The organism is Streptomyces sp. DSM 118878 (assembly GCF_052936595.1).
The window spans coordinates 1,981,650-2,002,045 of record NZ_CP193622.1 but is presented as its reverse complement, the minus strand read 5'-3'; the positions used below and the strand labels follow the sequence as shown (position 1 = coordinate 2,002,045).

Below are 20,396 nucleotides of genomic sequence, written 5' to 3'. Positions count from 1 at the left end.
CGCACGCGTCGCGCAGCAGGTACGCTCGCCCTGGCCGCGTGCGCGGTCGCACCCCGCGTCCACCGCCCCGCCACACGACCCGCGAGAACCCAGGAGACAGACGACGATGGCCGACCGGGTCACGGTGATCGGCTGGGACGGTACGCCGCTGACCGGCGCGGCACGCTCCGCGCTGAGCGCCGCCACGCTCGTGGCGGGCGCCGGCCACCACCTGGCACTGGACGAGGTCCCCGCCCGCGCGGAGCGGATCCGCCTGGGCAGCGTGAGTCTCGCCGCCCGTCGCATCGCCGCCCACCGCGGCACCGCCGTGGTCCTCGCCGACGGCGACCCCGGCTTCTTCGGTGTCGTACGCACCCTGCGCGACCCCGAGTTCGGCCTGGAGGTCGAAGTGGTGCCCGCCGTCTCCTCCGTCGCCCAGGCGTTCGCCCGCGCGGGCATGCCCTGGGACGACGCGGAGGTCGTGGTCGCCCACCGCCGCACCCTGCGCCGCGCCGTGAACGTCTGCCGGGCCCACCCCAAGGTCGCCGTCCTCACCTCGCCGGGCGCGGGCCCCGCCGAACTCGGCCTGCTCCTGGAGGGCATCCACCGCACCTTCGTGATCTGCGAGGAGCTCGGCACCACCCGCGAACGGGTCTCCGTGGTCACCTCGGACAAGGCCGCCGACCACGCCTGGCGCGACCCGAACGTCGTCATCGTCATCGGCGGCGCCCCCGCCTCGCCCGACACCGGCTGGATCGCCGGACGCGAACCGGCCACCTCGCCGCGCGGCTGGGCACTGCCCGCCGCCGAGTACGGCGGTGACGTCTGGCTCGGCGAGGGGGAGAACGACCGGCTGCGGGCCGCCCAGCTCGCCCGCACAGGACCACGCGTGGGCGACCTCGTCTGGGACATCGGCTGCGGCAGCGGCGCGTTCACCGCGGAGGCGGCCCGCTTCGGCGCCGCCGTGATCGCCGTCGACCGGGACGCCGACGCCCTCGGCCGCACCACCGCGGCCGTACGCCGCTTCGGGGTCCAGGCGCAGACCGTGCACGGCGTCGCGCCGCACATCCTGGAGGACCTGCCCGAACCCGACGTCGTACGGGTGGGTGGCGGGGGAGCCGCTGTCGTCTCCGCGGTCGCCGACCGCCGCCCGGAGCGCATCGTGACGCACGCCGCGACACGCGACGCCGCCGAACTCATCGGCAGGGATCTGAGCGAACACGGGTACGGCGTGGAGTGCGCCCTGTTGCAGTCCGTGGAGCTCGACACACGGGCCTGGCGGGAGGAGAAACGGACCGTTGCGTTCCTGCTCACGGGGCGTCTCCAGGACCGTTCCCCGTGACCTTGGCGCGGGACGGCGCGGGGTAGGCTGGCCGATCGTTGTACCGCACCCGGGTGTCCGGCAGTCCGTTGGTCGAGGTCCGGAAAATCCACCCGCACCGGGGGAAGCGTGTGGTACGGCGCAGCACCGGAGGACGCGCAACGTGGCGCAGTCCACAGCGGGCCGTGGCCGATCACGCTGCCACGACGGCGGACCGACCGGGACAATACCTCTTGTCCGGCAAGCGGTTCGTGCCGCTCGGCGCACACGCTCGTTGAGGATGACGGGCGGTTGGTGCGCCGCTCCGGGCAATGGGGCCTCCCCGGCCGAAGGCGGCGGGGCGGTCGAAGAAGCACTAACCGATGGGCGAGGGGTTACGCATGACCGACACCGGCCAGGTCCCGGGCGAGGGGCTGCCGGAGGGCGCAGGCAACGGTGTACCTACCGGGCCCGTGCAGGGCATGGGGGCGCAGCAGCCGGGCGTTCCCGCACCGGGTGCGTATCCCTTCACGGCCCCGGCCGACCCCTCCGCGTCCACCGCCGATGACGACGATCTGCTGTTCATGCCGGGTGCCCAGGGCGCCTGGAGCGAGGCACAGCAGGCGGCGCACGGTTCCGCGCAGGGCCGGCCCCAGGCGGCTCACGCTCCGGGCCCGCACGAGACGTCCGGCAGGGACAGCGGCTCGGTCGACCTGAACGGCGTCCGGATGCCCGCCGCCGCGTCCAGCGCGTCCGGCGCGTCCCATCCGGGCACCGCCCGGCGCCCGCTCCACCACGGCCCGACCGGGCCCGCGGTGCCCGACGCCACGGCGGGGCCGGTGCGTTCGCTCGCCGACCGGGGCCCGGCGGGGGCGCAGCATTCCGCGCCGACGCGCCACGCGGGACCGCCGACGATCGGTCCCGAGTACCTCGACATCCCGCGTGACGACGCCGCCCTGCCCGGGCCCCAGCTCGGCGAGATTCCGCCGCAGGGAGGGGAGCCTTGGGGCTCCCCTCAGGCGCAGCCTGAGCCGCAGCCTGAGCCGCAGGGTGCCGCAGGAGAAACGGTCGTCCCGCAGGGCGCTGAGTTCGCTGAGGTCCCCGGGGCCCCGGACGTCACACAGGCCTCGTACGCCGTCCAGGGCGCGCCGCTCCAGGGCGCCGTGCAGCCCGAGGCGTCCGCGGCCGGAACCGGGCAGTTCCCGGTGGCGGGGGAGCCGGCGTTCGCCGTGGCGTCGGCACAGCCGTGGGAGAGCGCCCAGGTCCCGCACCCCGAGGAGACCGGTTTCCCCCCGGCCCCGCAGGCCGACGGGTTCGGCGTACAGCCGGGCTTCGCGCCGGACGGCGGCCACCCGGCCGGGGTTCCGCACCACGCCTTGCAGGACTCGTACGCGCCCGTGGAGGGGTCGCTCGGCGGCGCCCAGGCCGCCATGCCGATCGGCGAGTTCGTGCCGGTCGACGGCACCGTGCCGACCACGCCCCACCTCGCGCCGACGCCCCCACAGCCCGTCGCCGTGCCGCAGCCGCAGCCGGAGACGCCGGACCCGGCCCCGGCCGAGCCTGCCCTGGAGACGCCTGCCGTCCCGGAGGCCGCTGTCGCTGCTGAGGCGCCTGCTGTTCCGGAGGCCACTGCTGCTGCCGCTGCTGAGGCGCCTGCTGTTCCCGAGGCATCCGCTGCTGCTGAGGCGCCGGTTGTTCCCGAGGCATCCGTCGCTGCTGAGGCGCCTGCCGCTCCGGAGGCCCCCGCCGCTCCCGAGGCCCTTACGGCTCCCGAAGCTCCTGCCGCTCCGGAAGCCGAGGCCGTTCCAGCAGTCGAGGCCGCAGCCGCTGCCGAGGCCGTCCCGGTAGCCGCAGCCGTGCCGGAGGCCGTCGCCGCTCCCGAGGCCGTCGCCGCTCCCGAGGCCACCACCGCTCCCGAGGCCACCACCGCTCCCGAGGCCGCAGCCGGGCCGATGGCCGCCGCAGCTCCGCAGGCGGAACTCGTACCGGAGGCCGAACCCGCGGCGGACGCCCCCGCTCCCGAGGCCCCCGCTCCCGAGGCCCCCGCTCCCGAGGCCCCCGCTCCCGAGGCCCCCGCTCCCGAGGCCCCCGCCGCCCCCGAGGCCGCCGCCACGCCGGAAGCCGCAGCCGCTCCCGAGGCCCCTGCCACTCCCGAGGCCCCAGCCGCTCCCGAAGCCGCCCCCGCCGCGCCCGGCGCCCAGCAGTTCGCGGTGCAGGAGCCGTCCCTGCCCCAGGCCGACGTGCCGGGGCCGGAGTCGGGCGGTGGCCCCGCCTTCGCGCTGCCCGTGGACCCGGCTCAGGCCCCGCCGCCCGAGGCGGTCGCCGTGGGGAGCCCGGCGGCTGCCGACGAAGCCCCGGAAGCGGCCCCGCGGCCCACCGTGCCCGTGCCCGCCCCGCGCGACGGTGCCGAGCCCGCGGCCGAAGCCGAAGCCGAAGCCGAAGCGAGCGTCGAGCCCGCCCAGGAACCGGTGGCCGCCGTCGTGGCCCCGGTGGAGTTCCCGGCCGCCGCGGGGGCGGCAGGCCAGGCCGAAGAGTTGGACGAGGCCGACGAAGTCATCTCGTTCGAACCGATCAGAGCGAACGAAGTGACTGAAGTGACCGAACTGGCCGAAGTACCGCAGCCGGCCGAAGCGCCCGCAGCAGCCGTGACGACCGAGGGCCCCGAGGCCGTCGCCGCGCAGGAGTTCCCCGAGGCCGCGCAGGAGCGGGCCCCCGAGGCCCCCGTCACCGACGGGGAAGCGGCCGAGCCCGCGCCGTCACCCGGCCCGGCCGCGCCCGGCTACGACGACGCCGAGCGCGAGGCCGTCCTGCGCGTCATGCGCGAGCGCCGCGACATCCGCAACGGCTTCCGCCCCGACCCGATCCCGCACGAGGTGCTGCTGCGCGTCCTGGAGGCCGCGCACACCGCGCCCTCGGTCGGCCACTCCCAGCCCTGGGACTTCGTCGTCATCAAGTCCGCCGAGACCCGGCGCTCGATGCACGACCTGGCCACGCGTCAGCGCGACGCGTACGCCAAGTCCCTGCCCAAGGGCCGCGCCAAGCAGTTCAAGGAACTGAAGATCGAGGCGATCCTCGACACCCCGGTGAACATCGTCGTCACCGCCGACCCCACCCGCGGCGGCCGCCACACCCTCGGCCGGCACACCCAGCCGCAGATGGCCCCGTACTCTTCGGCGCTCGCCGTCGAGAACCTCTGGCTCGCCGCCCGCGCCGAGGGCCTCGGCGTCGGCTGGGTCAGCTTCTTCGACGAGCGCGAGATGGTCCGCGCCCTCGGCCTGCCCGAGCACCTCGACGTGGTCGCGTACCTCTGCGTGGGGTACGTCGACGAGTTCCCCGACGAGCCTGAACTGATGCAGGCAGGCTGGTCCAAGCGCCGCCCGCTCTCGTGGGTCGTCCACGAGGAGACGTACGGCCGCCGCGCCCTGCCCGGCGAGGAGCCGCACGACCTGCTCGCCGAGACGGTCACCAACATCCGCCCCCTGGACGCCAAGGCGCTCGGCGAGGCCTGGGAACGCCAGAAGCGGATGACGAAGCCGCCGGGCGCGCTCGGCATGCTGGAGATCATCTCCGCCCAGCTCTCGGGCCTCTCCCGGATGTGCCCGCCGCCGATCCCGGAGCCCGCGGCCGTCGCGGTCTTCGCGGGCGACCACGGCGTGCACGCCCAGGGCGTCACCGCCTGGCCCCAGGAGGTGACCGCGCAGATGGTCGCCAACTTCCTCGGCGGCGGCGCGGTCTGCAACGCCTTCGCCAACCAGGTGGGCGCCGAGGTCTGCGTCATCGACGTGGGCGTGGCCTGCGAACTCCCGGCCACGCCGGGCCTGCTGCCCCGCAAGGTGCGCGCGGGCACGGCCGACATGACGACGGGCCCCGCCCTGACCCGCGAAGAGGTCAAGGCCGCGATCGAGGTGGGCATCGAGACGGCCCGTGACCTGGTGGCGGCGGGCAACAAGGCGCTGCTCACCGGCGAGATGGGCATCGCGAACACCACCGCGTCCGCGGCCCTGATCTCCGTCTACACCGACACCGACCCGGCCGAGGTCACCGGCCGCGGCACCGGCATCAACGACGAGATGCACACCCGCAAGATCGAGGTGGTCCGCCGCGCCCTCGACATCCACCAGCCGGACCCCGCGGACCCGATCGGCGTCCTCGCGGCCGTCGGCGGCCTGGAGCACGCGGCCATGGTGGGCCTCCTCCTCGGCGGCGCGTCCCTGCGCACGCCGGTGATCCTGGACGGCGTGAGCGCCGGTGCCGCCGCCCTCGTGGCCCGCGCCATCGCCCCCGAGGTCCTCGCGGCCTGCATCGCGGGCCACCGCAGCGCGGAGCCCGGCCACGTGGCGGCCCTCAACAAGCTGGGCCTGCGTCCCCTGGTCGACCTGGACCTCCGCCTCGGCGAGGGCACGGGCGCGCTCCTGGCACTGCCGATCGTCCAGAGCGCGGCCCGCGCGATGCACGAGGTGGCCACCTTCGACTCGGCGGGCGTCACCGAGAAGTAGCCGCAGCGGGGGCGAAGCCCCCGGATCGCGGCATCGGGCGGGGCTGGGGGAGACCCCCGGCCCCGCCCCAGCCATACTGAACCCGCACGTCAAGCAGCCGCTCCAGCGCCGCAGCGGTACCGCACGTCAAGACTCCGCCCGCACGAGGAGCCCCAGAGCCATGGCCGAGAACCCCGCCTATCCCGTAGGTCTGCGCCTCGCAGGACGCCGCGTCGTCGTCCTCGGCGGCGGCCAGGTGGCCCAGCGCCGCCTGCCGGCCCTGATCAAGGCAGGCGCCGACGTCCTCCTCGTATCCCCCTCGGCGACCCCGTCCGTCGAGGCGATGGCGGACACGGGCGAGATCACCTGGGCCAGGCGCCGTTACGAGGACGGCGACCTGCGCGACGCCTGGTACGCCCTGATCGCCACCAGCGACGACGAGGCGAACACCCTCGCATCGGCCGAGGCGGAGGCGCACCGCGTCTGGTGCGTCCGCTCCGACGACGCCGAGGCGGCCACCGCCTGGACCCCGGCCACCGGCCGCTCCGAGGGCGTCACCGTCGCCGTGCTCTCCAGCGACATCCACGACCGCGACCCGCGCCGCACCGCCGCCATCCGCGACGCGGTGGTGGAGGGCCTGCGCGACGGCAGCCTGGTCGCGCCCCATCTGCGTACCCGCACCCCGGGCGTGGCGCTCGTCGGCGGCGGACCCGGCGACCCGGACCTGATCACCGTCCGCGGCCGTCGGCTGCTCGCCGCCGCGGACGTCGTCATCGCCGACCGCCTCGGCCCCCGCGACCTCCTCGACGAACTGCCGCCGCACGTCGAGGTCATCGACGCCGCCAAGATCCCGTACGGCCGTTTCATGGCGCAGGAGGCGATCAACGACGCGCTGATCGAGCACGCCAAGCAGGGCAAGGCGGTCGTCCGGCTCAAGGGCGGCGACCCCTACGTCTTCGGGCGCGGCATGGAGGAGGCCCAGGCGCTCGCCGAGGCGGGCATCGCCTGCACGGTGGTCCCCGGCATCAGCAGCTCGATCTCGGTGCCCTCGGCCGCGGGCATCCCGGTCACGCACCGGGGCGTCGCCCATGAGTTCACCGTGGTCAGCGGTCACGTGGCCCCGGACGACGAGCGCTCCCTGGTCGACTGGGCGGCCCTGGCCAAGCTCCGCGGCACCATCGTGATCCTGATGGGCGTCGACAAGATCGACAGGATCGCCGAGGCCCTGATCGCCCACGGCCGCTCGCCCGAGACCCCGCTCGCCCTCGTCCAGGAGGGCACGACGGCCGCCCAGCGCCGCGTCGACGCGACGCTCGCCACGGTCGCCGAAGCGGTCCGCGTCCACGAGGTGCGGCCCCCGGCCGTCATCGTCGTCGGCGACGTCGTACGGGTGGGCCCCGAACCCCTCGCGTGACGCCCCAGGAACTCCTGGCGAGCCGTCCTCACACCCCCTCGCGTAACCGGCGGTAACGGAACACGCTCCGCAGCCGTTGGCACCACACCCCGGACAAGGCAGTATCACCCTGTGGCTGATCTCATCACCGTCGACGACCCCGACGACCCCCGCCTGAGCGACTACACCGGCCTGACCGACGTCGAGCTGCGCCGACGGCGCGAACCGGCGGAGGGCCTGTTCATCGCGGAGGGCGAGAAGGTCATCAGACGGGCCAAGGACGCCGGGTACGAGATGCGCTCCATGCTGCTCTCGGCCAAGTGGGTCGACGTCATGCGCGACGTCATCGACGAACTCCCGGCGCCCGTGTACGCGGTGAGCCCGGAGCTCGCCGAGCGGGTCACCGGCTACCACGTGCACCGGGGCGCCCTCGCCTCGATGCAGCGCAAGCCGCTGCCCACGGCCGAGGAACTGCTCGCCACCAACCGGCGCGTGGTCGTCATGGAGGCGGTGAACGACCACACCAACATCGGCGCCATCTTCCGTTCGGCGGCGGCGCTCGGCATGGACGCCGTCCTGCTCTCCCCGGACTGCGCGGACCCGCTCTACCGCCGTTCGGTGAAGGTCTCGATGGGCGCGGTCTTCTCCGTCCCGTACGCCCGCCTCGCCTCCTGGCCGAGGGGCCTGGACGGGGTGCGCGAGGCCGGTTTCAACCTGCTCGCCCTCACCCCGGACGAGAAGGCGAAGTCCCTGAACGAGGTGGCGCCCCACCGCATGGACCGCGTCGCGCTGATGCTCGGCGCCGAGGGCGAAGGCCTCTCCAGGCAGGCCCTGGTCGCCGCCGACGAGTGGGTCCGCATCCCGATGGCGCACGGCGTGGACTCGCTCAACGTGGGCGCTGCCGCGGCGGTCGCGTTCTACGCGGTGGCGACGGGCCGACCGGAGCTGTAGCCGGCGGGGGCCTACTGGGCCCCTGCTTCACCCGGCCGGACGTCCGACGGGCCGCCCCCCAGCGGCTGGGACGAGATCCGCGCCTGGTCGCGCGTTTCCGCGCCCCCGGTCCCCATGCTCCGCGCCGGACCCTGGCACCCCTGGGCCGCCGCGATGCCGAGCGCCACGAGCAGCGTCACGACGAAGAACACGGTGAGCCGCTGCCGCAGCAGCCGCGGATTGGCGGGTCCGCGCAGCCGGGTCCTGGTGGTTCGTGGCCCCGCCCGGCCCGTACCGCCGCGGGGAGCGGGCCTCTTGCCCGGCCGCGAGCTGCCGCGGGGCGCGGGGGAGCGCGAGGCGCCGGTACGGGAAGAGCCGGTGCGCGGGGAGGCGCCCGTACGGGAGGATCCGGTCCGCGACGCACCCGTACGGGAGGCACCCGTCCCGGAGGCGCCCGTCCCGGAGGGACCTGTACGGGACGCACCCGTACGGGACGCGCCGTTGCGCGACCCGGTCGACCTCGGCGGGGGAGTGGTGCCCGGCGGGGAGCGCCGCTGGGTGTGCTGGTCCGCGTAGCTCTCGGCGAGCCGGCCCGTGGGCCGGTCGAGGTCCTGGCGCGGCGCCGGCGGGCGCGGATCGCCGAGGCCCTGCGCCTCGCGGGCGGCGATCTCCTTGAGCCGGAGCGAGAGCTGCAACGTGCTCGGCCGCTCCTCCGGGTCCTTGGCGAGGCACGCCCTGATCAGCGGCGCAAGGGAGTCCGGCACACCCCGGAGCTGCGCCTCCTCGTGCACCACCCGGTAGAGCATGACCTCGGAGCTGCCGTGGCCGAAGGGGGAGTCCGCCATGCCCGCGTAGGCGAGCGTCGCGCCGAGCGCGAAGACGTCGGTGGCGGGGGTGACGGCGGCGCCGCGGACCTGTTCGGGCGCGAGGAAGCCGGGCGAGCCGACCGCCGTGCCGACATGGGTGAGGGTGGAGGCGCCGGTGGCCCAGGCGATGCCGAAGTCGATGATCCGCGGGCCCTTGGGGGACAGCAGGATGTTCGACGGCTTGAGGTCACGGTGGACGACACCGGCCTCGTGCACGGCCACCAGGCCTTCGGCGAGCGCCGAACCGACCACGGCCACGTCGGCCGCCGCGAGCGGCCCTTCGGCGGCGACCTTGTCGTGCAGCGAGGGCCCGGGGACGTACTGCGTCGCGAACCACGGCCGGTCCGCGTCGAGATCGGCGGCGACGAGCCGTGCCGTGCACCCGCCCCTGATCCGCCGGGCGGCCGAGACCTCCCGCGCGAACCGCGAACGGAACTCCTGATCCTCCGCCAGATCGGGCCGGATCACCTTCAGGGCGACGCGCTGCCCCCTGCGGTCCGACCCCAGATAGACGACCCCCATGCCGCCGGCGCCCAGGCGCCTGTGCAGCCTGAACGAGCCGACGACACGCGGGTCCTCGCGCCGGAGCCGCATCATCGCCATGTCCATCCCCGCTACCCGGTCCGTTTGACGAGCCACAGCTTACGTTTCCACGGGCGGGCACGTGCAGAGGCCGCGCCCTCGCGGGCCGACGGATTGTCAGTGCCGGGTGGGAAACTTGAGGAGTGGTCAGGGGACGCGGCGGGCGCGGCCGTCGACGCTGCCCCGATCTCCAACCGTCCGTGACCGGAGGGGGATTGGTCGCGTGAGGGGTGACCGTGTGGAGGTGGTCGTGGACGCCGGGGACACGACGCGGACCTACGAAGTGGTGATGAGCCGGGCGAGCCGGGTGGCCCGCCGAGTGGAGACGGCGGTGTGCGGGGGAGTGGTCGAAGTGAGGGAAGTCACCCGTGGGGGCACTCGTCTCCGAGGCCGAGCCCGGTCCTCTACGGGAAGACCCTGAGTCCTGGGTCCCCGTCTCCAACTAGAGGAGTACGCGGGCGCGGGCCGCTCATCCTCGGGGAGGCCCGCCAATCGGTACGAGGGCATGACGTGCCGCGGCGCGCCTGGACCTAGATTTGAGGTCAAGCGGCGGGTGCAGCACTCGTCCCCCGAGGTCAAGCACCCGTCGCTGCCAAAACCACATCGAGATCGGTCAGGAGAGGAACCATGGCGGACATCGCACCGCGGACCTTGATCCGCACCCAGGGTCGCAGGTTCTCCGCGTTCGGCGTCCGGCCCTCCGGCACGCGTCACCCCTTGGTGGCGACGGCCATGGTCCTTCCTCTGGCAGCCCTGCTCGTGGTCGCCTTCGGCGGCTGGGAAGCAGTGGTCACACAAGCGTCGTCCGTGGGCGTGATGCTGGGGCGCTGAGCGGCGCCCCAGGCCCGGAAGAGCGGTCCGGGCGGGGACATCCGGCCAGGAAACCCCGTGGGGACGGGGGTGCGGCGGACGGCAGAATGCCCGCGCAGCTGGGGAGCTGCGCGGGCATTGCCATGCGCGGGTACTGCCGGGCGCGGGCCACCACTTCGGCTTTACGGGGCCGGGGGCTCGGACCGCCGGGAGGGCGCCTGCCTGCCGCACGCGCGGCGGTAGAACGGGCGTTCGGCGCGGCTTGGCTCAGCGCCGGTCAGCACCGATCAGCACCGGAACACGGCCGCTCAGTGGCGGTACGCGGCAGTCGCCGTCTCGACGAAGGACCGGATCAACGGGTTGGTGTCGCCCTCGTTCCCTGCCGCCACCACTCGGCTCGGCGCCATGTCGACCAGCGGCACCGCGGCCGGCCCGGCGGGCAGACCGTGGCCGAGCGGGGCCACGCCGACCGTGCCGTTCCACGGCACGGCTTGCAGGCACTCCTGGACGACGCGGACGACGGGGCCCTGGCGCGGCTCGCCGCCGTTCCAGTACGCCTGGCCGATCCACCCCACCCAGCCGGTCCACCCCCGCACCGGCCACGCCTGAAGCCGGACCCGCCCCGTCGCCGGCCCCGCGCCCCCCACCGCATACGCTCGACCCTCGTGACCACCGCCCTGTTGCCCGCGCTCGCCTTCGAGGCCCGGAGGGCGGCTCATCCGGTCGATGGGGCGTGTCCCTGCGGTGGCGGCGGAGCCGGGGACCTCGTGCTCGCCGACCGGGACGACGCCCAGGTCGTACGGCATGGAGACGTGGTCGCCAAGGCGCACGCACCCGGCACGGACCGGCGGGACCTGGCCGTGCGTCTCGGCGTCGCCGCCCACCTCCCCGAGCTGCTCCTGCCGCCCCTGCGCGAGGCGCCCGCCGTCCTGCACGGCCGGCTCGTCACGTTCTGGCCGCACGGCACCCCGGTGGACCGCGAGGACCCCGACGCCGCCCCCTGGGAGGCCGCCGCCACGCTCCTCGCAGGGCTGCACGCCACCGACCCGGCGGCGCTGCCCCGGCCGCTCCCGGAGATGCGCGGCCACGCCAAGGCCGCCCGCGCCATGGCCCGGCTCCGCGCCGCGGGCCCGCATCCCGCCGCGCCCCCGGTCCTGCGCGCCTGGGCGGCCCTGCCGTCATGGGCCCGCGGCGAGGCCCCCGCCCCGGCGGGACGCCGGCGGCTGTGCCACGGGGACCTGCACCTCGGCCAGCTCGTGCGCACCGGGAGCCGCGGCTGGCGGCTCATCGACGTCGACGACCTCGGCATGGGCGACCCGGCCTGGGACCTTGCCCGCCCGGCGGCCTGGTACGCCTGCGGGCTGCTCTCCTCCGAGGAGTGGACCCGCTTCCTGGAGACGTACCGCCGAGCGGGCGGCCACGCCCTCCCGGCGGGCGGCGCCGACCCCTGGCCGGTGCTCGACACCCCGGCCCGCGCCCTGACCGCGCAGACCGCGGCCCTGGCGATAGCCAAGGCCGTCGCCGCAGGTCGTCCGCTGGACGAGGTCGAGCAGGCCCTGGTCGACGCCTGCGACCGGATGGCCGGAGTGACGGCGGTCCCGCCGCAGTTGGCCCCGGACGTGACGAAGTAGGGTGCAACGCACCGAAGCCGGGAAGAGGTCCGGCGGAACAGTCACCACCGGCGAGGAGTTGAGCCGTCCATGCAGTGCCCCAAGTGTCACGCACCGATGCACACGTACAACCGCAATGGCGTCCAGATCGAGCAGTGCAACAACTGCCGCGGCATCTTCCTCGACTACGGCGAGCTCGAGTCCCTGACCCGTCTCGAGACCCAGTGGGGCCAGCAGGCTCCGCCGCCCCCCGCGCCCCCGCAGCAGGCCTACCCCGCGCCCCCGGTCGCCCCGCAGCAGGCCTACCCCGCGGCCCCGGCCCCCGCCTGGGGTGCCCCGCACGGCGGCCACGGCGGTCACCACGGCCACAACAAGCGGCACAAGAGCTTCGGCCACATGCTCTTCTCGTCCTGAGCTTCCTGAGCTTCCTGGGCTTCCTGAGCCACGGACACGACGAAGCCCCCGGCCATGGAGACGGCCGGGGGCTTCGTGGATGGTGCGCGATACTGGGATTGAACCAGTGACCTCTTCCGTGTCAGGGAAGCGCTCTCCCGCTGAGCTAATCGCGCGGGTGACCTGCGTGTGCTGCGCACGGCGTCCGCCGTCTCCGGCTTTCGCTGCGTACTGCGTGCGCGATACTGGGATTGAACCAGTGACCTCTTCCGTGTCAGGGAAGCGCTCTCCCGCTGAGCTAATCGCGCGGGACGATCTCCATGAAGCCGATCATCACGATCCCATCGGCCTTCACCAAGATCCAGTGGACGATACTGGGATTGAACCAGTGACCTCTTCCGTGTCAGGGAAGCGCTCTCCCGCTGAGCTAATCGTCCTTGGAGGTGGAGACGGGATTTGAACCCGTGTAGACGGCTTTGCAGGCCGTTGCCTCGCCTCTCGGCCACTCCACCAGGAGTGCGGGGGTTCGGGAAGATCCCCCTCTTCCTGCGAGCGGACGACCAGGTTCGAACTGGCGACCTCAACCTTGGCAAGGTTGCGCTCTACCAACTGAGCTACGTCCGCTTGTCTTTCCCGGCCCGCTTGCGCGTCCCGGCGACGTGTTGAACTCTAGCGGATTCCTGGGCCAGTACAAAAACGCGTTTGCGCAGCGTGCTGCGCTGTCATCGGCCCGGGGCGCGCCCCGGGGCACCGGCCATAGACTCGCAGCCGTGCACAACCCCGCTCTGACGTCGTCTTCGACGCTCCCTCCGATGGCGCGCTTCGGTGGCCGTGTGGCCACCGGTCTCCGTGACGTGACCAGCGACCCCGCCGCCCTGGACTCCACCGGCTTCTGGGCGGTGACCGCCGACTTCGAGGGCGGCCTGACCTGCGCCCGCTTCGACGACGTACGCGAAGAGCCCGTGCCCGCGCCCGCCCCGGGGAAGTGGCGCGGACCGGCCACCGGTGACTGGACGTCGTCCCTCGACCGCGCCGCGTACACCGGAGGTGTGCGGCGGATACGGGAGTACATCGCGGCCGGCGAGGTCTACCAGGCGAACCTCTGCCGTGTCCTGTCCGCGCCCGTCCCGGCCGACGCCGATGTCGACGCCCTGACCGCCCTCCTCGCGCGCGGGAACCCCGCTCCCTATGCGGGAACGATTCGCCTGCCCGCTCACGGCGTGGAGGCAGCCACCGCCTCGCCGGAGCTCTACCTGCGCCGCAAGGGCCGTGTCGTGGAGTCCGGCCCCATCAAGGGCACCGGAAGGACCGAGGCGGACCTCCTGGAGAAGGACTACGCCGAGAACGTCATGATCGTGGACCTCGTCCGCAACGACCTCGGGCGCGTCTGCGCCACCGGGTCCGTGACCGTCCCCGACCTCTGCGTGGTCGAGAAGCACCCCGGCCTCGTCCACCTCGTCTCCACCGTCCACGGCGAGCTGCGCCCGGACGCGGGCTGGCCGGAACTGTTCGACGGAACGTTCCCGCCCGGCTCCGTCACGGGCGCCCCGAAGCCCAGTGCCCTGCGGATCATCGAGGAGCTGGAGACCGCACCCCGCGGCCCCTACTGCGGCGGCATCGGCTGGGTCGACGCCGACCGGGGCACGGGCGAGCTGGCGGTCGGCATCCGCACCTTCTGGATCGACCGCTCCGAAGGCATGCTGCGCTTCGGCACGGGAGCGGGTATCACCTGGGGTTCCGACCCCGAGGGGGAGTGGCGGGAGACCGAGCTGAAGGCCGCGCGGCTGCTGGCGGTAGCGTCGGGGGCGTACGAAGCGAGTGGAGGAAACCCAACGTGAAGATCTGGCTCGACGGCGGGCTGCGGGACGCCGAGTCCGCGCGTGTCTCCGTGTTCGACCACGGCCTGACGGTCGGCGACGGCGTCTTCGAGACGGTGAAGTCGGTCCAGGGCAGGCCCTTCGCCCTGACCCGCCACCTGGCCCGGCTCGCCCGCTCGGCGCGCGGTCTCGGGCTGCCCGAGCCGGACCTCGACGAGGTGCGCCGCGCCTGCGCCGCGGTCCTCGATGCCAACCCGCTCCCGCTGGGACGGCTGCGGATCACCTTCACCGGCGGGCTGTCACCGCTCGGCTCGGACCGCGGCGACGAGGCCGCCACGCTCGTCGTGGCACTCGGCGAGGCCCAGCGGCGCCCCGACTCCACCGCGGTGATCACCGTGCCGTGGACCCGCAACGAACGCGGGGCACTGACCGGCCTGAAGACCACTTCGTACGCGGAGAACGTCGTCGCCCTGGCCCGCGCGCGCGAGCGGGGCGCTTCCGAGGCGCTGTTCCCGAACACGGTCGGGCAGCTCTGCGAGGGCACGGGGACCAACGTCTTCGTGGTGCTCGACGGCGAGATCCACACCCCGCCGGTGGCCTCCGGCTGCCTCGCGGGCATCACGCGCGAGCTCGCCGTCGAGTGGACGGGCGCCAAGGAAACCGACCTGCCGATGGACGTCCTCGGCCGCGCCGACGAGGTCTTCCTGACGTCGACGCTCCGCGATGTGCAGGGCGTCCACCGCGTGGACGGACGCCAACTGCCCGCCGCGCCGGGACCCGTGACCGCCAAGGCGATGCGGACCTTCGACGAGCGGGCGGCCGACGACCTCGACCCGTGAGGCCGGCCGGAAGATGTCGGGGAACAACCGGCCATGTCGGGGAAGAACCGGACCGTGTCGGGGTACGACCGGGAGAAACCCTGGTGACGAGGCGGCCGCGGGGTGGGTAGAACATCTGTGATGACCACGACCCTGCGGCCGACCGGGCCGCTTCACCTGAGCGCCGACGGTTCCAAGGCGCGCACGTTCGACGTCTGTGTGAACAGCCGTCCCGTGGGCTCCATAGCCCTCGCCACCCACGACGTCTTCGGGCCGGAGGTCTGCCGGGTCGCCGAACTGCGCGTCGACGGGCCCGACCGCGGACGCGGCCGCGGCACCGTGGCGGCGCTGGCCGCCGAGGAGGTGGCGCGCGGCTGGGGCTGCCGTCGCATGGAGGCCGCCGTCCCCGCCGAGTCGGCAGCGGCGCTGCGCCTCGCCACCGCGCTCGGCTACGTGGAGCGCAACCGCAGCATGGCCAAACGCCTGGAGGCCGAACCGGCCGCGCTGCCCGAGGGCGTGCGGTGGCGGCCGATGACCGAGGACGAGTACGCGGCATGGCTGGCGGAGGCCAAGCTGGCGTACGCCCGGACCTGGATCGAGCGTGGCGTGCCCGAGGCCGAGGCCCGCGCCAAGTCCGAGGCGGACCACACGAACAACCTGCCGCAGGGCCTCGCCACCCCCGACGTCCTGATGAGCGTGCTCACCGACCGGGGCGAGAGCGTCGGCACCCTCTGGCTCAAGATCAACGACGACAGGGGGTTCGTCTTCGACGTCGAGGTCGAGGAGCGGCACCGCGGGCGCGGCCACGGCCGCTCACTGATGCTCGTGGCCGAGGCGCAGACCCGGGCCGCGGGCAGGGACCGCCTCGGCCTCAACGTCTTCGCGGGGAACACCCCGGCCCTGCGCCTGTACGAGTCGCTCGGCTACGAACCGCTCTCGTACCACCTCTACAAGCCCCTGCTCTAGCGTCCGGTACGAACCTCTGCGCCGGCGTCCGGTACGAGCCCTTGCTCCGGCGTCCGGCGCTTCGACGGGGCGGGGGTCAGTCCTCGGCGGCCAGCAGGCCGTCGACGAGCTCCTCGACGCGCTCGCGCAGGCCGTCCTGGCTCTTGCCGCCGTCGAGACGCTCACCGCCGACGACGTACGTGGGCGTGCCGGTGACGCCGATCGCCTTGCCCTCGGCCTGGTCGGCGTCGACGATCAGGATGTGCCGGCCGTCGACGAGGGCGGTGTCGAACTCCTCGGCGTCCAGGTCCAGTTCCCGGGCGCTCGCCACCAGGAAGGGCTCGCCCGCGCGGTCCAGCTCCTCGACCCTGCCGAGCACGGCCTCCACGTACGGCCAGCCCTTGCCCTGCTCGAAGGCCTCCTCGGCGGCCTGCGCGGCGGCGAAGGAGTGCTTGTGCTTCTCCAGGGGGAAGTGGCGCAGACGCAGCTCGACGCGGTCGCCGTAGCGGGCGCGCAGGGCGCGCACGTCGTCCAGGGCGGTACGGCAGTCGGGGCACTGCAGCTCGCACCAGACGTCGACGACGACGGGGCGGGCGGGGATGGAGTCAGTCATGGGCCCAGTCTTTCAGCACGCGGAAGGACACCCCAACCGACACCCCAACCGGGACCTGGGGACGAGGCCGGACCCTGAGATGACCCGGAGATGTCCCTGAAGTCCGTTCCGGACGTGGCTCCGCGGTCCCCTCACGGTGCAGGATGGAGGGGACGACAGAGCCATGTACGACGTACGTCTGTATGCCTGGAGGGCCGGATGATTGCCGAGACCATCTGTTCCGCCGTGTCCGCGGCCGGCCTCGGCATCGCCGCGGTTACGGCCTACCGCAAGCGTTTCCTGAGCGCCGCTCGTCTCGCGGCGTACTCCCTGGTGCCGGTGGGGCTCGTGCTCACGGGTGTCGTGGGCTGGGCGGCCGATACCGCGTTCAGCCTCAAGGCGTGGGTCGGCTTCGGCGTGCTCGGGGCGGCCTGGCTGATCTTCTTCGGGACGCGCGCGGTCGAGCGCCGCTCCGGAGGCACCCGCAAGGAGCGCAAGGCCGCGAAGGCGGCCCAGCGCGAGGCGGTGGCCCCCGCGGCCTCGGCGCCCTCGCTGGGCCAGAGCGCCCGCCCGGCCGCCGCCAAGCCCGCCGCGAAGCCGCGCTCCGCCGCACCCACGGAGGACTTCAGCGACATCGAGGCGATATTGAAGAAGCACGGCATCTGACGCCTCCGTCAACAACCGTCTGCGTTCGCGGGGCCGTGACGCTCACTCGTTCGAGTGCGGGCGGTGCCGTCGGGCTGTGCGGCGGCAGGACCCCGTGCTCCGGGTGGATGGGGCCTGACACGGGCCTTTCGCCGGCCCGCGCAGGGTGGCGCGAAAGCCTGTCGGCCGGGCTCCTTGGTCATCCGCCGCCGTCCGGCTGCGTCATCATCACGGCGAGATGCTGGACACCACCAATGAGGGCGGCACTGCCCCGCCGGACGACGCCCCGCCGGACGACGAGGAGCGGCGAGGCTGTCTCTTCGCTCTCTCCCAACCGCCTTTGATGATCTTCCTGACCGTGATCAGCACCCTGATCCTGCTGGCGTCGCTGCACGATCTGCTGCTGCTCTGACGGCTCCGCTCAGCCCGCGGCTTCCTTGCGGCGGGCGCGGTAGGCGGCGACATGCAGGCGGTTGCCGCAGGTGCGGCTGTCGCAGTAGCGCCGGGACCGGTTGCGCGAGAGGTCGGCGAAGGCGCGCCGGCAGTCCGGTGCCTCACAGCGCCGCAGCCGGTCCTGTTCCCCCGCGACCACGAAGAAGGCCAGGGCCATGCCGCAGTCGGCGGCCAGGTGGTCGGCGATGGAGGCGCCGGGCGCGAAGTAGTGGATGTGCCAGTCGTAGCCGTCGTGGTCGGTGAGGCGGGGCGTGGTGCCCGCCGCCGCGATGAGGTCGTTGATGATGCGGGAGGCGGCCTTCGGCTCCGGGTTGGCGAAGACCTCGGCGAAGCGGCCGCGGACCCGGTGCACATCGGCGAGGTCCCCTTCGGTGAGCACCCCGACGTCGCTCACCTCATGGCTCCGTGCGAAGTCACCGAGCGCCGCCACGTCCGCGAGCCCGTCGGCGCCGTCCTGCTCCGGTGCGGTGTTCACCAGATCGACCACGGCGTCGAGAGAACACCGGGTGTCGTGGGTGATCAGCACGATTCGCTCCCTGGCCTGGGGGTCGGGCCGGTGCCCGCCGATGCTGGCCGATGCTAGCGGTATCCCAGGCGAAGACAGCGGCGCCGTCACTGCGGAGGATCTCCGCGGCGACGGCGCCCGTGTCTGTTTCTCTGCGGCGAGCGTCTCGCGCCGTGACCCTTCGCGCCGTCGCCCCGAGTCGGACGGCGTGAAGGGATCCCGACGCTCCTGGCGCGGTTAACTTTCCGCCAGGATGTGAGAGAGCTCGGTGTCGAGATCGAAGTGGCGGTGCTCCGTACCGGGGGGCACGGCCGCGTCGGTTCGCTTCAGGAAGGACTCCAGGGCCCGCGCCGGGGCCTCGAGCAGAGCCTCGCCCTCCGGGGAGCTCAGGGCGATGCAGACGACGCCCTGACCGTGGCTCCGGGACGGCCAGACTCGGACGTCGCCGGTACCGGTGGGCCGGTGCAGGCCCTCGGCGAGGAGATCGCGGGCGAATACCCACTCGACCGTCTCCTCGGCTCCGGTGTGGAAGGTGGCGTGCACGGCATAGGGATCGGCCGTGTCATACCGCAGTCCTGCGGGAACAGGCAGTGAGGACTCGCTCGACACAACGAGGCGCAGGTGCAGCTCGCAGCTGACCGTGGTGTTCATAAGCGCCAGGGCCTTTCGCTCAGTGTGCGCTCGGGGATTCGCACGTCGGCGAAATCGACATGCCACCTACGGTGCCGTTGTAAACCCCTCTGAGTGTTTTGCGTGTCTTTAGGTAGCTCTTTTGGCGGGTTGTCTCCGTTGGCCATGCGGCCATTCCGGTGAAGGGTTTCCATCCGGTAGGGTTTGGCCGTATGAATACGGGGAGTAACGAACCGCCGGAGGTCGCGGAACCGATCGACGGGGCGGTCGCGGAGCCGGCCCTCGGGTCCCGTGCGCCGCAGTACGTCCAGTCGCGCAGGGCGCTGCACCTGAGCTGGCAGGTGGGTGTCTTCATCGTGGGGCTCGCGGTGGTCGTCGCGGGCATCATCATGCTGCCGCTCCCCGGCCCCGGCTGGCTGGTGATCTTCGGTGGCATGGCGATCTGGGCGACCGAGTTCGTCTGGGCCCAGCTGGTGCTGCGCTGGACGAAACGCAAGGTCACCGAGGCGGCACAGCGTGCGCTCGACCCCAAGGTGCGCCGCCGGAACATCATTCTGACGACGATCGGCCTGGTCATCGTCGCGGTGCTCGTCGCCGTGTACGTGTGGAAGTTCGGCATCACGATGCCGTGGAAGATCAAGGAGTGACCCACGGGTGACTCCGGGGCGGTCGGAGGCACCCGCTGACATGCGGTAATGTTCTCCATGCGCCCGGGGCGATTAGCTCAGTGGGAGAGCGCTTCGTTCACACCGAAGAGGTCACTGGTTCGAACCCAGTATCGCCCACCCCGGATTACGGCCCGGAGGCTTTTCAGCCTCCGGGCCGTTCTCGTATTCACTTATGAGCCAAGGGAATTGACGGGTCCACATACGCGCGGGTGTACCGGTGCGCGGCTGTCCGGATTTCACCGCATTCGGTTCAGCGCATTCCGGAACCCCCGCGCGCCGCGCGGCCGTTGCTCATACCCGGCGCGGATGGCGAGAATCAGCGGCTCCCCGAGGGCCGTATCTCTGCCCCCGGCGGGCAGACTCGGACCATGGACTGGTGCCGTTACCGCTTCCACACCCGCTGGGACCTCCCCGCCGCCCCCGATGACGTCTACGCGGCTTTTGAGCGGGTGCGGGACTATCCGCTGTGGTGGCCGCAGGTGCGCGAGGTGACGTCGACCGACGGCCGCAGCGGTGTCGCCCGCTTCCGGTCCTTCCTCCCGTACGACTTGGTCGTCGGCGCGCGGGAGGCCCGCCGTGATCCCGGCGCCGGGATCCTCGAGATACGGATGACCGGCGATCTGGACGGGTGGGCGCGCTGGACGGTCGAGGCCGCGCCCACGGGGACGCGCGCCGTCTACGACCAGGAGGTCGAGGTGCGCAGGCCGCTCATGCGGCGCCTGGCCGTGCCCGGCCGGCCGTTCTTCGTCGTCAACCACGCCCTGATGATGCGGGCGGGACGGCGCGGGCTCGTCGCCCATCTCGCCGCCAGGGACCGCTCGTAGCCGCTCGGCGGGAGCCGGGGGAAGACGGTTTGAAGGAAGGGCGCCGGGACCTGTATTGTTCAGTGCGTTCCCGGGCGATTAGCTCAGTGGGAGAGCGCTTCGTTCACACCGAAGAGGTCACTGGTTCGAACCCAGTATCGCCCACCGGAGAACGCCGGTCC

The 20,396-nt window shown here is 73.2% G+C and carries 18 protein-coding genes, 7 tRNA genes and 1 pseudogene; 16 read left to right on the top strand and 10 right to left on the bottom strand.

Going from position 1 to position 20,396, the window contains the following annotated elements:
- Window positions 1–106: 106 nt before the first annotated feature.
- From cbiE to ACRAKF_RS08515, 4 genes are all read left to right on the top strand, one after another.
- Window positions 107–1,321, top strand: coding sequence for a precorrin-6y C5,15-methyltransferase (decarboxylating) subunit CbiE (gene cbiE / locus ACRAKF_RS08530; protein WP_447036323.1), 1,215 nt, complete (start codon window positions 107–109; stop codon window positions 1,319–1,321).
- A gap of 359 nt (window positions 1,322–1,680) precedes the next feature.
- On the top strand, window positions 1,681–5,775 hold the full coding sequence (gene cobT / locus ACRAKF_RS08525; RefSeq protein ID WP_447036322.1) for a nicotinate-nucleotide--dimethylbenzimidazole phosphoribosyltransferase: 4,095 nt from the start codon (window positions 1,681–1,683) through the stop codon (window positions 5,773–5,775).
- Between the two features lie 160 nt (window positions 5,776–5,935).
- Complete coding sequence (gene cobA, locus ACRAKF_RS08520; RefSeq protein WP_447036321.1) at window positions 5,936–7,168, top strand: uroporphyrinogen-III C-methyltransferase; 1,233 nt, start codon at window positions 5,936–5,938, stop codon at window positions 7,166–7,168.
- 111 nt (window positions 7,169–7,279) lie between these two features.
- A complete protein-coding gene (locus tag ACRAKF_RS08515) occupies window positions 7,280–8,098 on the top strand; it encodes a TrmH family RNA methyltransferase (RefSeq protein WP_447036320.1) in 819 nt (272 codons plus the stop codon).
- An 11-nt stretch (window positions 8,099–8,109) separates the two neighbouring features.
- Here the strand turns inward: ACRAKF_RS08515 and ACRAKF_RS08510 are convergent, their stop codons facing one another.
- Window positions 8,110–9,552 (bottom strand): protein kinase domain-containing protein, encoded by a 1,443-nt coding sequence (locus tag ACRAKF_RS08510; RefSeq protein ID WP_447041872.1) that lies wholly within the window; start codon window positions 9,550–9,552, stop codon window positions 8,110–8,112.
- A gap of 600 nt (window positions 9,553–10,152) precedes the next feature.
- On the opposite strand from ACRAKF_RS08510, the gene ACRAKF_RS08505 reads away from it, so the two are divergent.
- On the top strand, window positions 10,153–10,356 hold the full coding sequence (locus ACRAKF_RS08505; RefSeq protein ID WP_447036319.1) for a hypothetical protein: 204 nt from the start codon (window positions 10,153–10,155) through the stop codon (window positions 10,354–10,356).
- A gap of 287 nt (window positions 10,357–10,643) precedes the next feature.
- Here ACRAKF_RS08505 and ACRAKF_RS08500 read toward each other — a convergent pair.
- Window positions 10,644–10,895 (bottom strand): annotated as a pseudogene (locus tag ACRAKF_RS08500) (LysR family transcriptional regulator); the annotation flags it as partial.
- Between the two features lie 105 nt (window positions 10,896–11,000).
- On the opposite strand from ACRAKF_RS08500, the gene ACRAKF_RS08495 reads away from it, so the two are divergent.
- Both ACRAKF_RS08495 and ACRAKF_RS08490 read left to right on the top strand, forming a co-directional pair.
- On the top strand, window positions 11,001–11,966 hold the full coding sequence (locus ACRAKF_RS08495) for a phosphotransferase (RefSeq protein WP_447036318.1): 966 nt from the start codon (window positions 11,001–11,003) through the stop codon (window positions 11,964–11,966).
- Window positions 11,967–12,035: 69 nt separating this feature from the next.
- Window positions 12,036–12,359 (top strand): TFIIB-type zinc ribbon-containing protein, encoded by a 324-nt coding sequence (locus ACRAKF_RS08490; RefSeq protein WP_447036317.1) that lies wholly within the window; start codon window positions 12,036–12,038, stop codon window positions 12,357–12,359.
- Between the two features lie 80 nt (window positions 12,360–12,439).
- Here ACRAKF_RS08490 and ACRAKF_RS08485 read toward each other — a convergent pair.
- The 5 genes from ACRAKF_RS08485 to ACRAKF_RS08465 all read right to left on the bottom strand — a co-directional run bounded on the left by ACRAKF_RS08485 (window position 12,440) and on the right by ACRAKF_RS08465 (window position 12,962).
- Window positions 12,440–12,514, bottom strand: a tRNA-Val gene (locus ACRAKF_RS08485).
- A gap of 60 nt (window positions 12,515–12,574) precedes the next feature.
- Window positions 12,575–12,646, bottom strand: a tRNA-Val gene (locus ACRAKF_RS08480).
- A 57-nt stretch (window positions 12,647–12,703) separates the two neighbouring features.
- Window positions 12,704–12,775, bottom strand: a tRNA-Val gene (locus ACRAKF_RS08475).
- A 1-nt stretch (window position 12,776) separates the two neighbouring features.
- A tRNA-Cys gene (locus tag ACRAKF_RS08470) sits at window positions 12,777–12,850 on the bottom strand.
- Between the two features lie 39 nt (window positions 12,851–12,889).
- Window positions 12,890–12,962 (bottom strand) — tRNA-Gly (locus ACRAKF_RS08465).
- A 188-nt stretch (window positions 12,963–13,150) separates the two neighbouring features.
- Here ACRAKF_RS08465 and ACRAKF_RS08460 point away from each other — a divergent pair.
- The 3 genes from ACRAKF_RS08460 (at window position 13,151) to ACRAKF_RS08450 (ending at window position 15,939) form a co-directional block, all read left to right on the top strand.
- On the top strand, window positions 13,151–14,176 hold the full coding sequence (locus ACRAKF_RS08460; protein WP_447036316.1) for a chorismate-binding protein: 1,026 nt from the start codon (window positions 13,151–13,153) through the stop codon (window positions 14,174–14,176).
- On the top strand, window positions 14,173–14,994 hold the full coding sequence (locus tag ACRAKF_RS08455; protein WP_447036315.1) for an aminotransferase class IV: 822 nt from the start codon (window positions 14,173–14,175) through the stop codon (window positions 14,992–14,994). The genes ACRAKF_RS08460 and ACRAKF_RS08455 overlap by 4 nt, the downstream gene beginning before the upstream one ends.
- 120 nt (window positions 14,995–15,114) lie before the next feature.
- Window positions 15,115–15,939 (top strand): GNAT family N-acetyltransferase, encoded by an 825-nt coding sequence (locus tag ACRAKF_RS08450; RefSeq protein ID WP_447036314.1) that lies wholly within the window; start codon window positions 15,115–15,117, stop codon window positions 15,937–15,939.
- Between the two features lie 76 nt (window positions 15,940–16,015).
- Here ACRAKF_RS08450 and ACRAKF_RS08445 read toward each other — a convergent pair whose 3' ends face one another.
- On the bottom strand, window positions 16,016–16,531 hold the full coding sequence (locus ACRAKF_RS08445; protein ID WP_447036313.1) for a DsbA family protein: 516 nt from the start codon (window positions 16,529–16,531) through the stop codon (window positions 16,016–16,018).
- 198 nt (window positions 16,532–16,729) lie between these two features.
- Between ACRAKF_RS08445 and ACRAKF_RS08440 the strand changes: the two genes are divergently transcribed.
- Together ACRAKF_RS08440 and ACRAKF_RS08435 are read left to right on the top strand one after the other, a co-directional pair.
- On the top strand, window positions 16,730–17,176 hold the full coding sequence (locus tag ACRAKF_RS08440; protein ID WP_447036312.1) for a hypothetical protein: 447 nt from the start codon (window positions 16,730–16,732) through the stop codon (window positions 17,174–17,176).
- A gap of 217 nt (window positions 17,177–17,393) precedes the next feature.
- A complete protein-coding gene (locus ACRAKF_RS08435; protein ID WP_447036311.1) occupies window positions 17,394–17,567 on the top strand; it encodes a hypothetical protein in 174 nt (57 codons plus the stop codon).
- A gap of 9 nt (window positions 17,568–17,576) precedes the next feature.
- Here ACRAKF_RS08435 and ACRAKF_RS08430 read toward each other — a convergent pair whose 3' ends face one another.
- Entirely contained in the window at window positions 17,577–18,134 is a 558-nt protein-coding gene (locus tag ACRAKF_RS08430) for a CGNR zinc finger domain-containing protein (protein ID WP_447036310.1), read from the bottom strand.
- A gap of 216 nt (window positions 18,135–18,350) precedes the next feature.
- Window positions 18,351–18,764 (bottom strand): SsgA family sporulation/cell division regulator, encoded by a 414-nt coding sequence (locus ACRAKF_RS08425; protein ID WP_003959770.1) that lies wholly within the window; start codon window positions 18,762–18,764, stop codon window positions 18,351–18,353.
- Between the two features lie 191 nt (window positions 18,765–18,955).
- Here ACRAKF_RS08425 and ACRAKF_RS08420 point away from each other — a divergent pair, with 191 nt between their 5' ends.
- From ACRAKF_RS08420 to ACRAKF_RS08405, 4 genes are all read left to right on the top strand, one after another.
- The gene (locus tag ACRAKF_RS08420; protein WP_447036309.1) at window positions 18,956–19,390 is read left to right on the top strand and encodes a TIGR02611 family protein; all 435 of its coding nucleotides are present in this window, start codon (window positions 18,956–18,958) and stop codon (window positions 19,388–19,390) included.
- 66 nt (window positions 19,391–19,456) lie between these two features.
- A tRNA-Val gene (locus tag ACRAKF_RS08415) sits at window positions 19,457–19,528 on the top strand.
- 251 nt (window positions 19,529–19,779) lie between these two features.
- Complete coding sequence (locus tag ACRAKF_RS08410) at window positions 19,780–20,235, top strand: SRPBCC family protein (protein WP_447036308.1); 456 nt, start codon at window positions 19,780–19,782, stop codon at window positions 20,233–20,235.
- Between the two features lie 72 nt (window positions 20,236–20,307).
- A tRNA-Val gene (locus tag ACRAKF_RS08405) sits at window positions 20,308–20,379 on the top strand.
- Window positions 20,380–20,396: the final 17 nt, after the last annotated feature.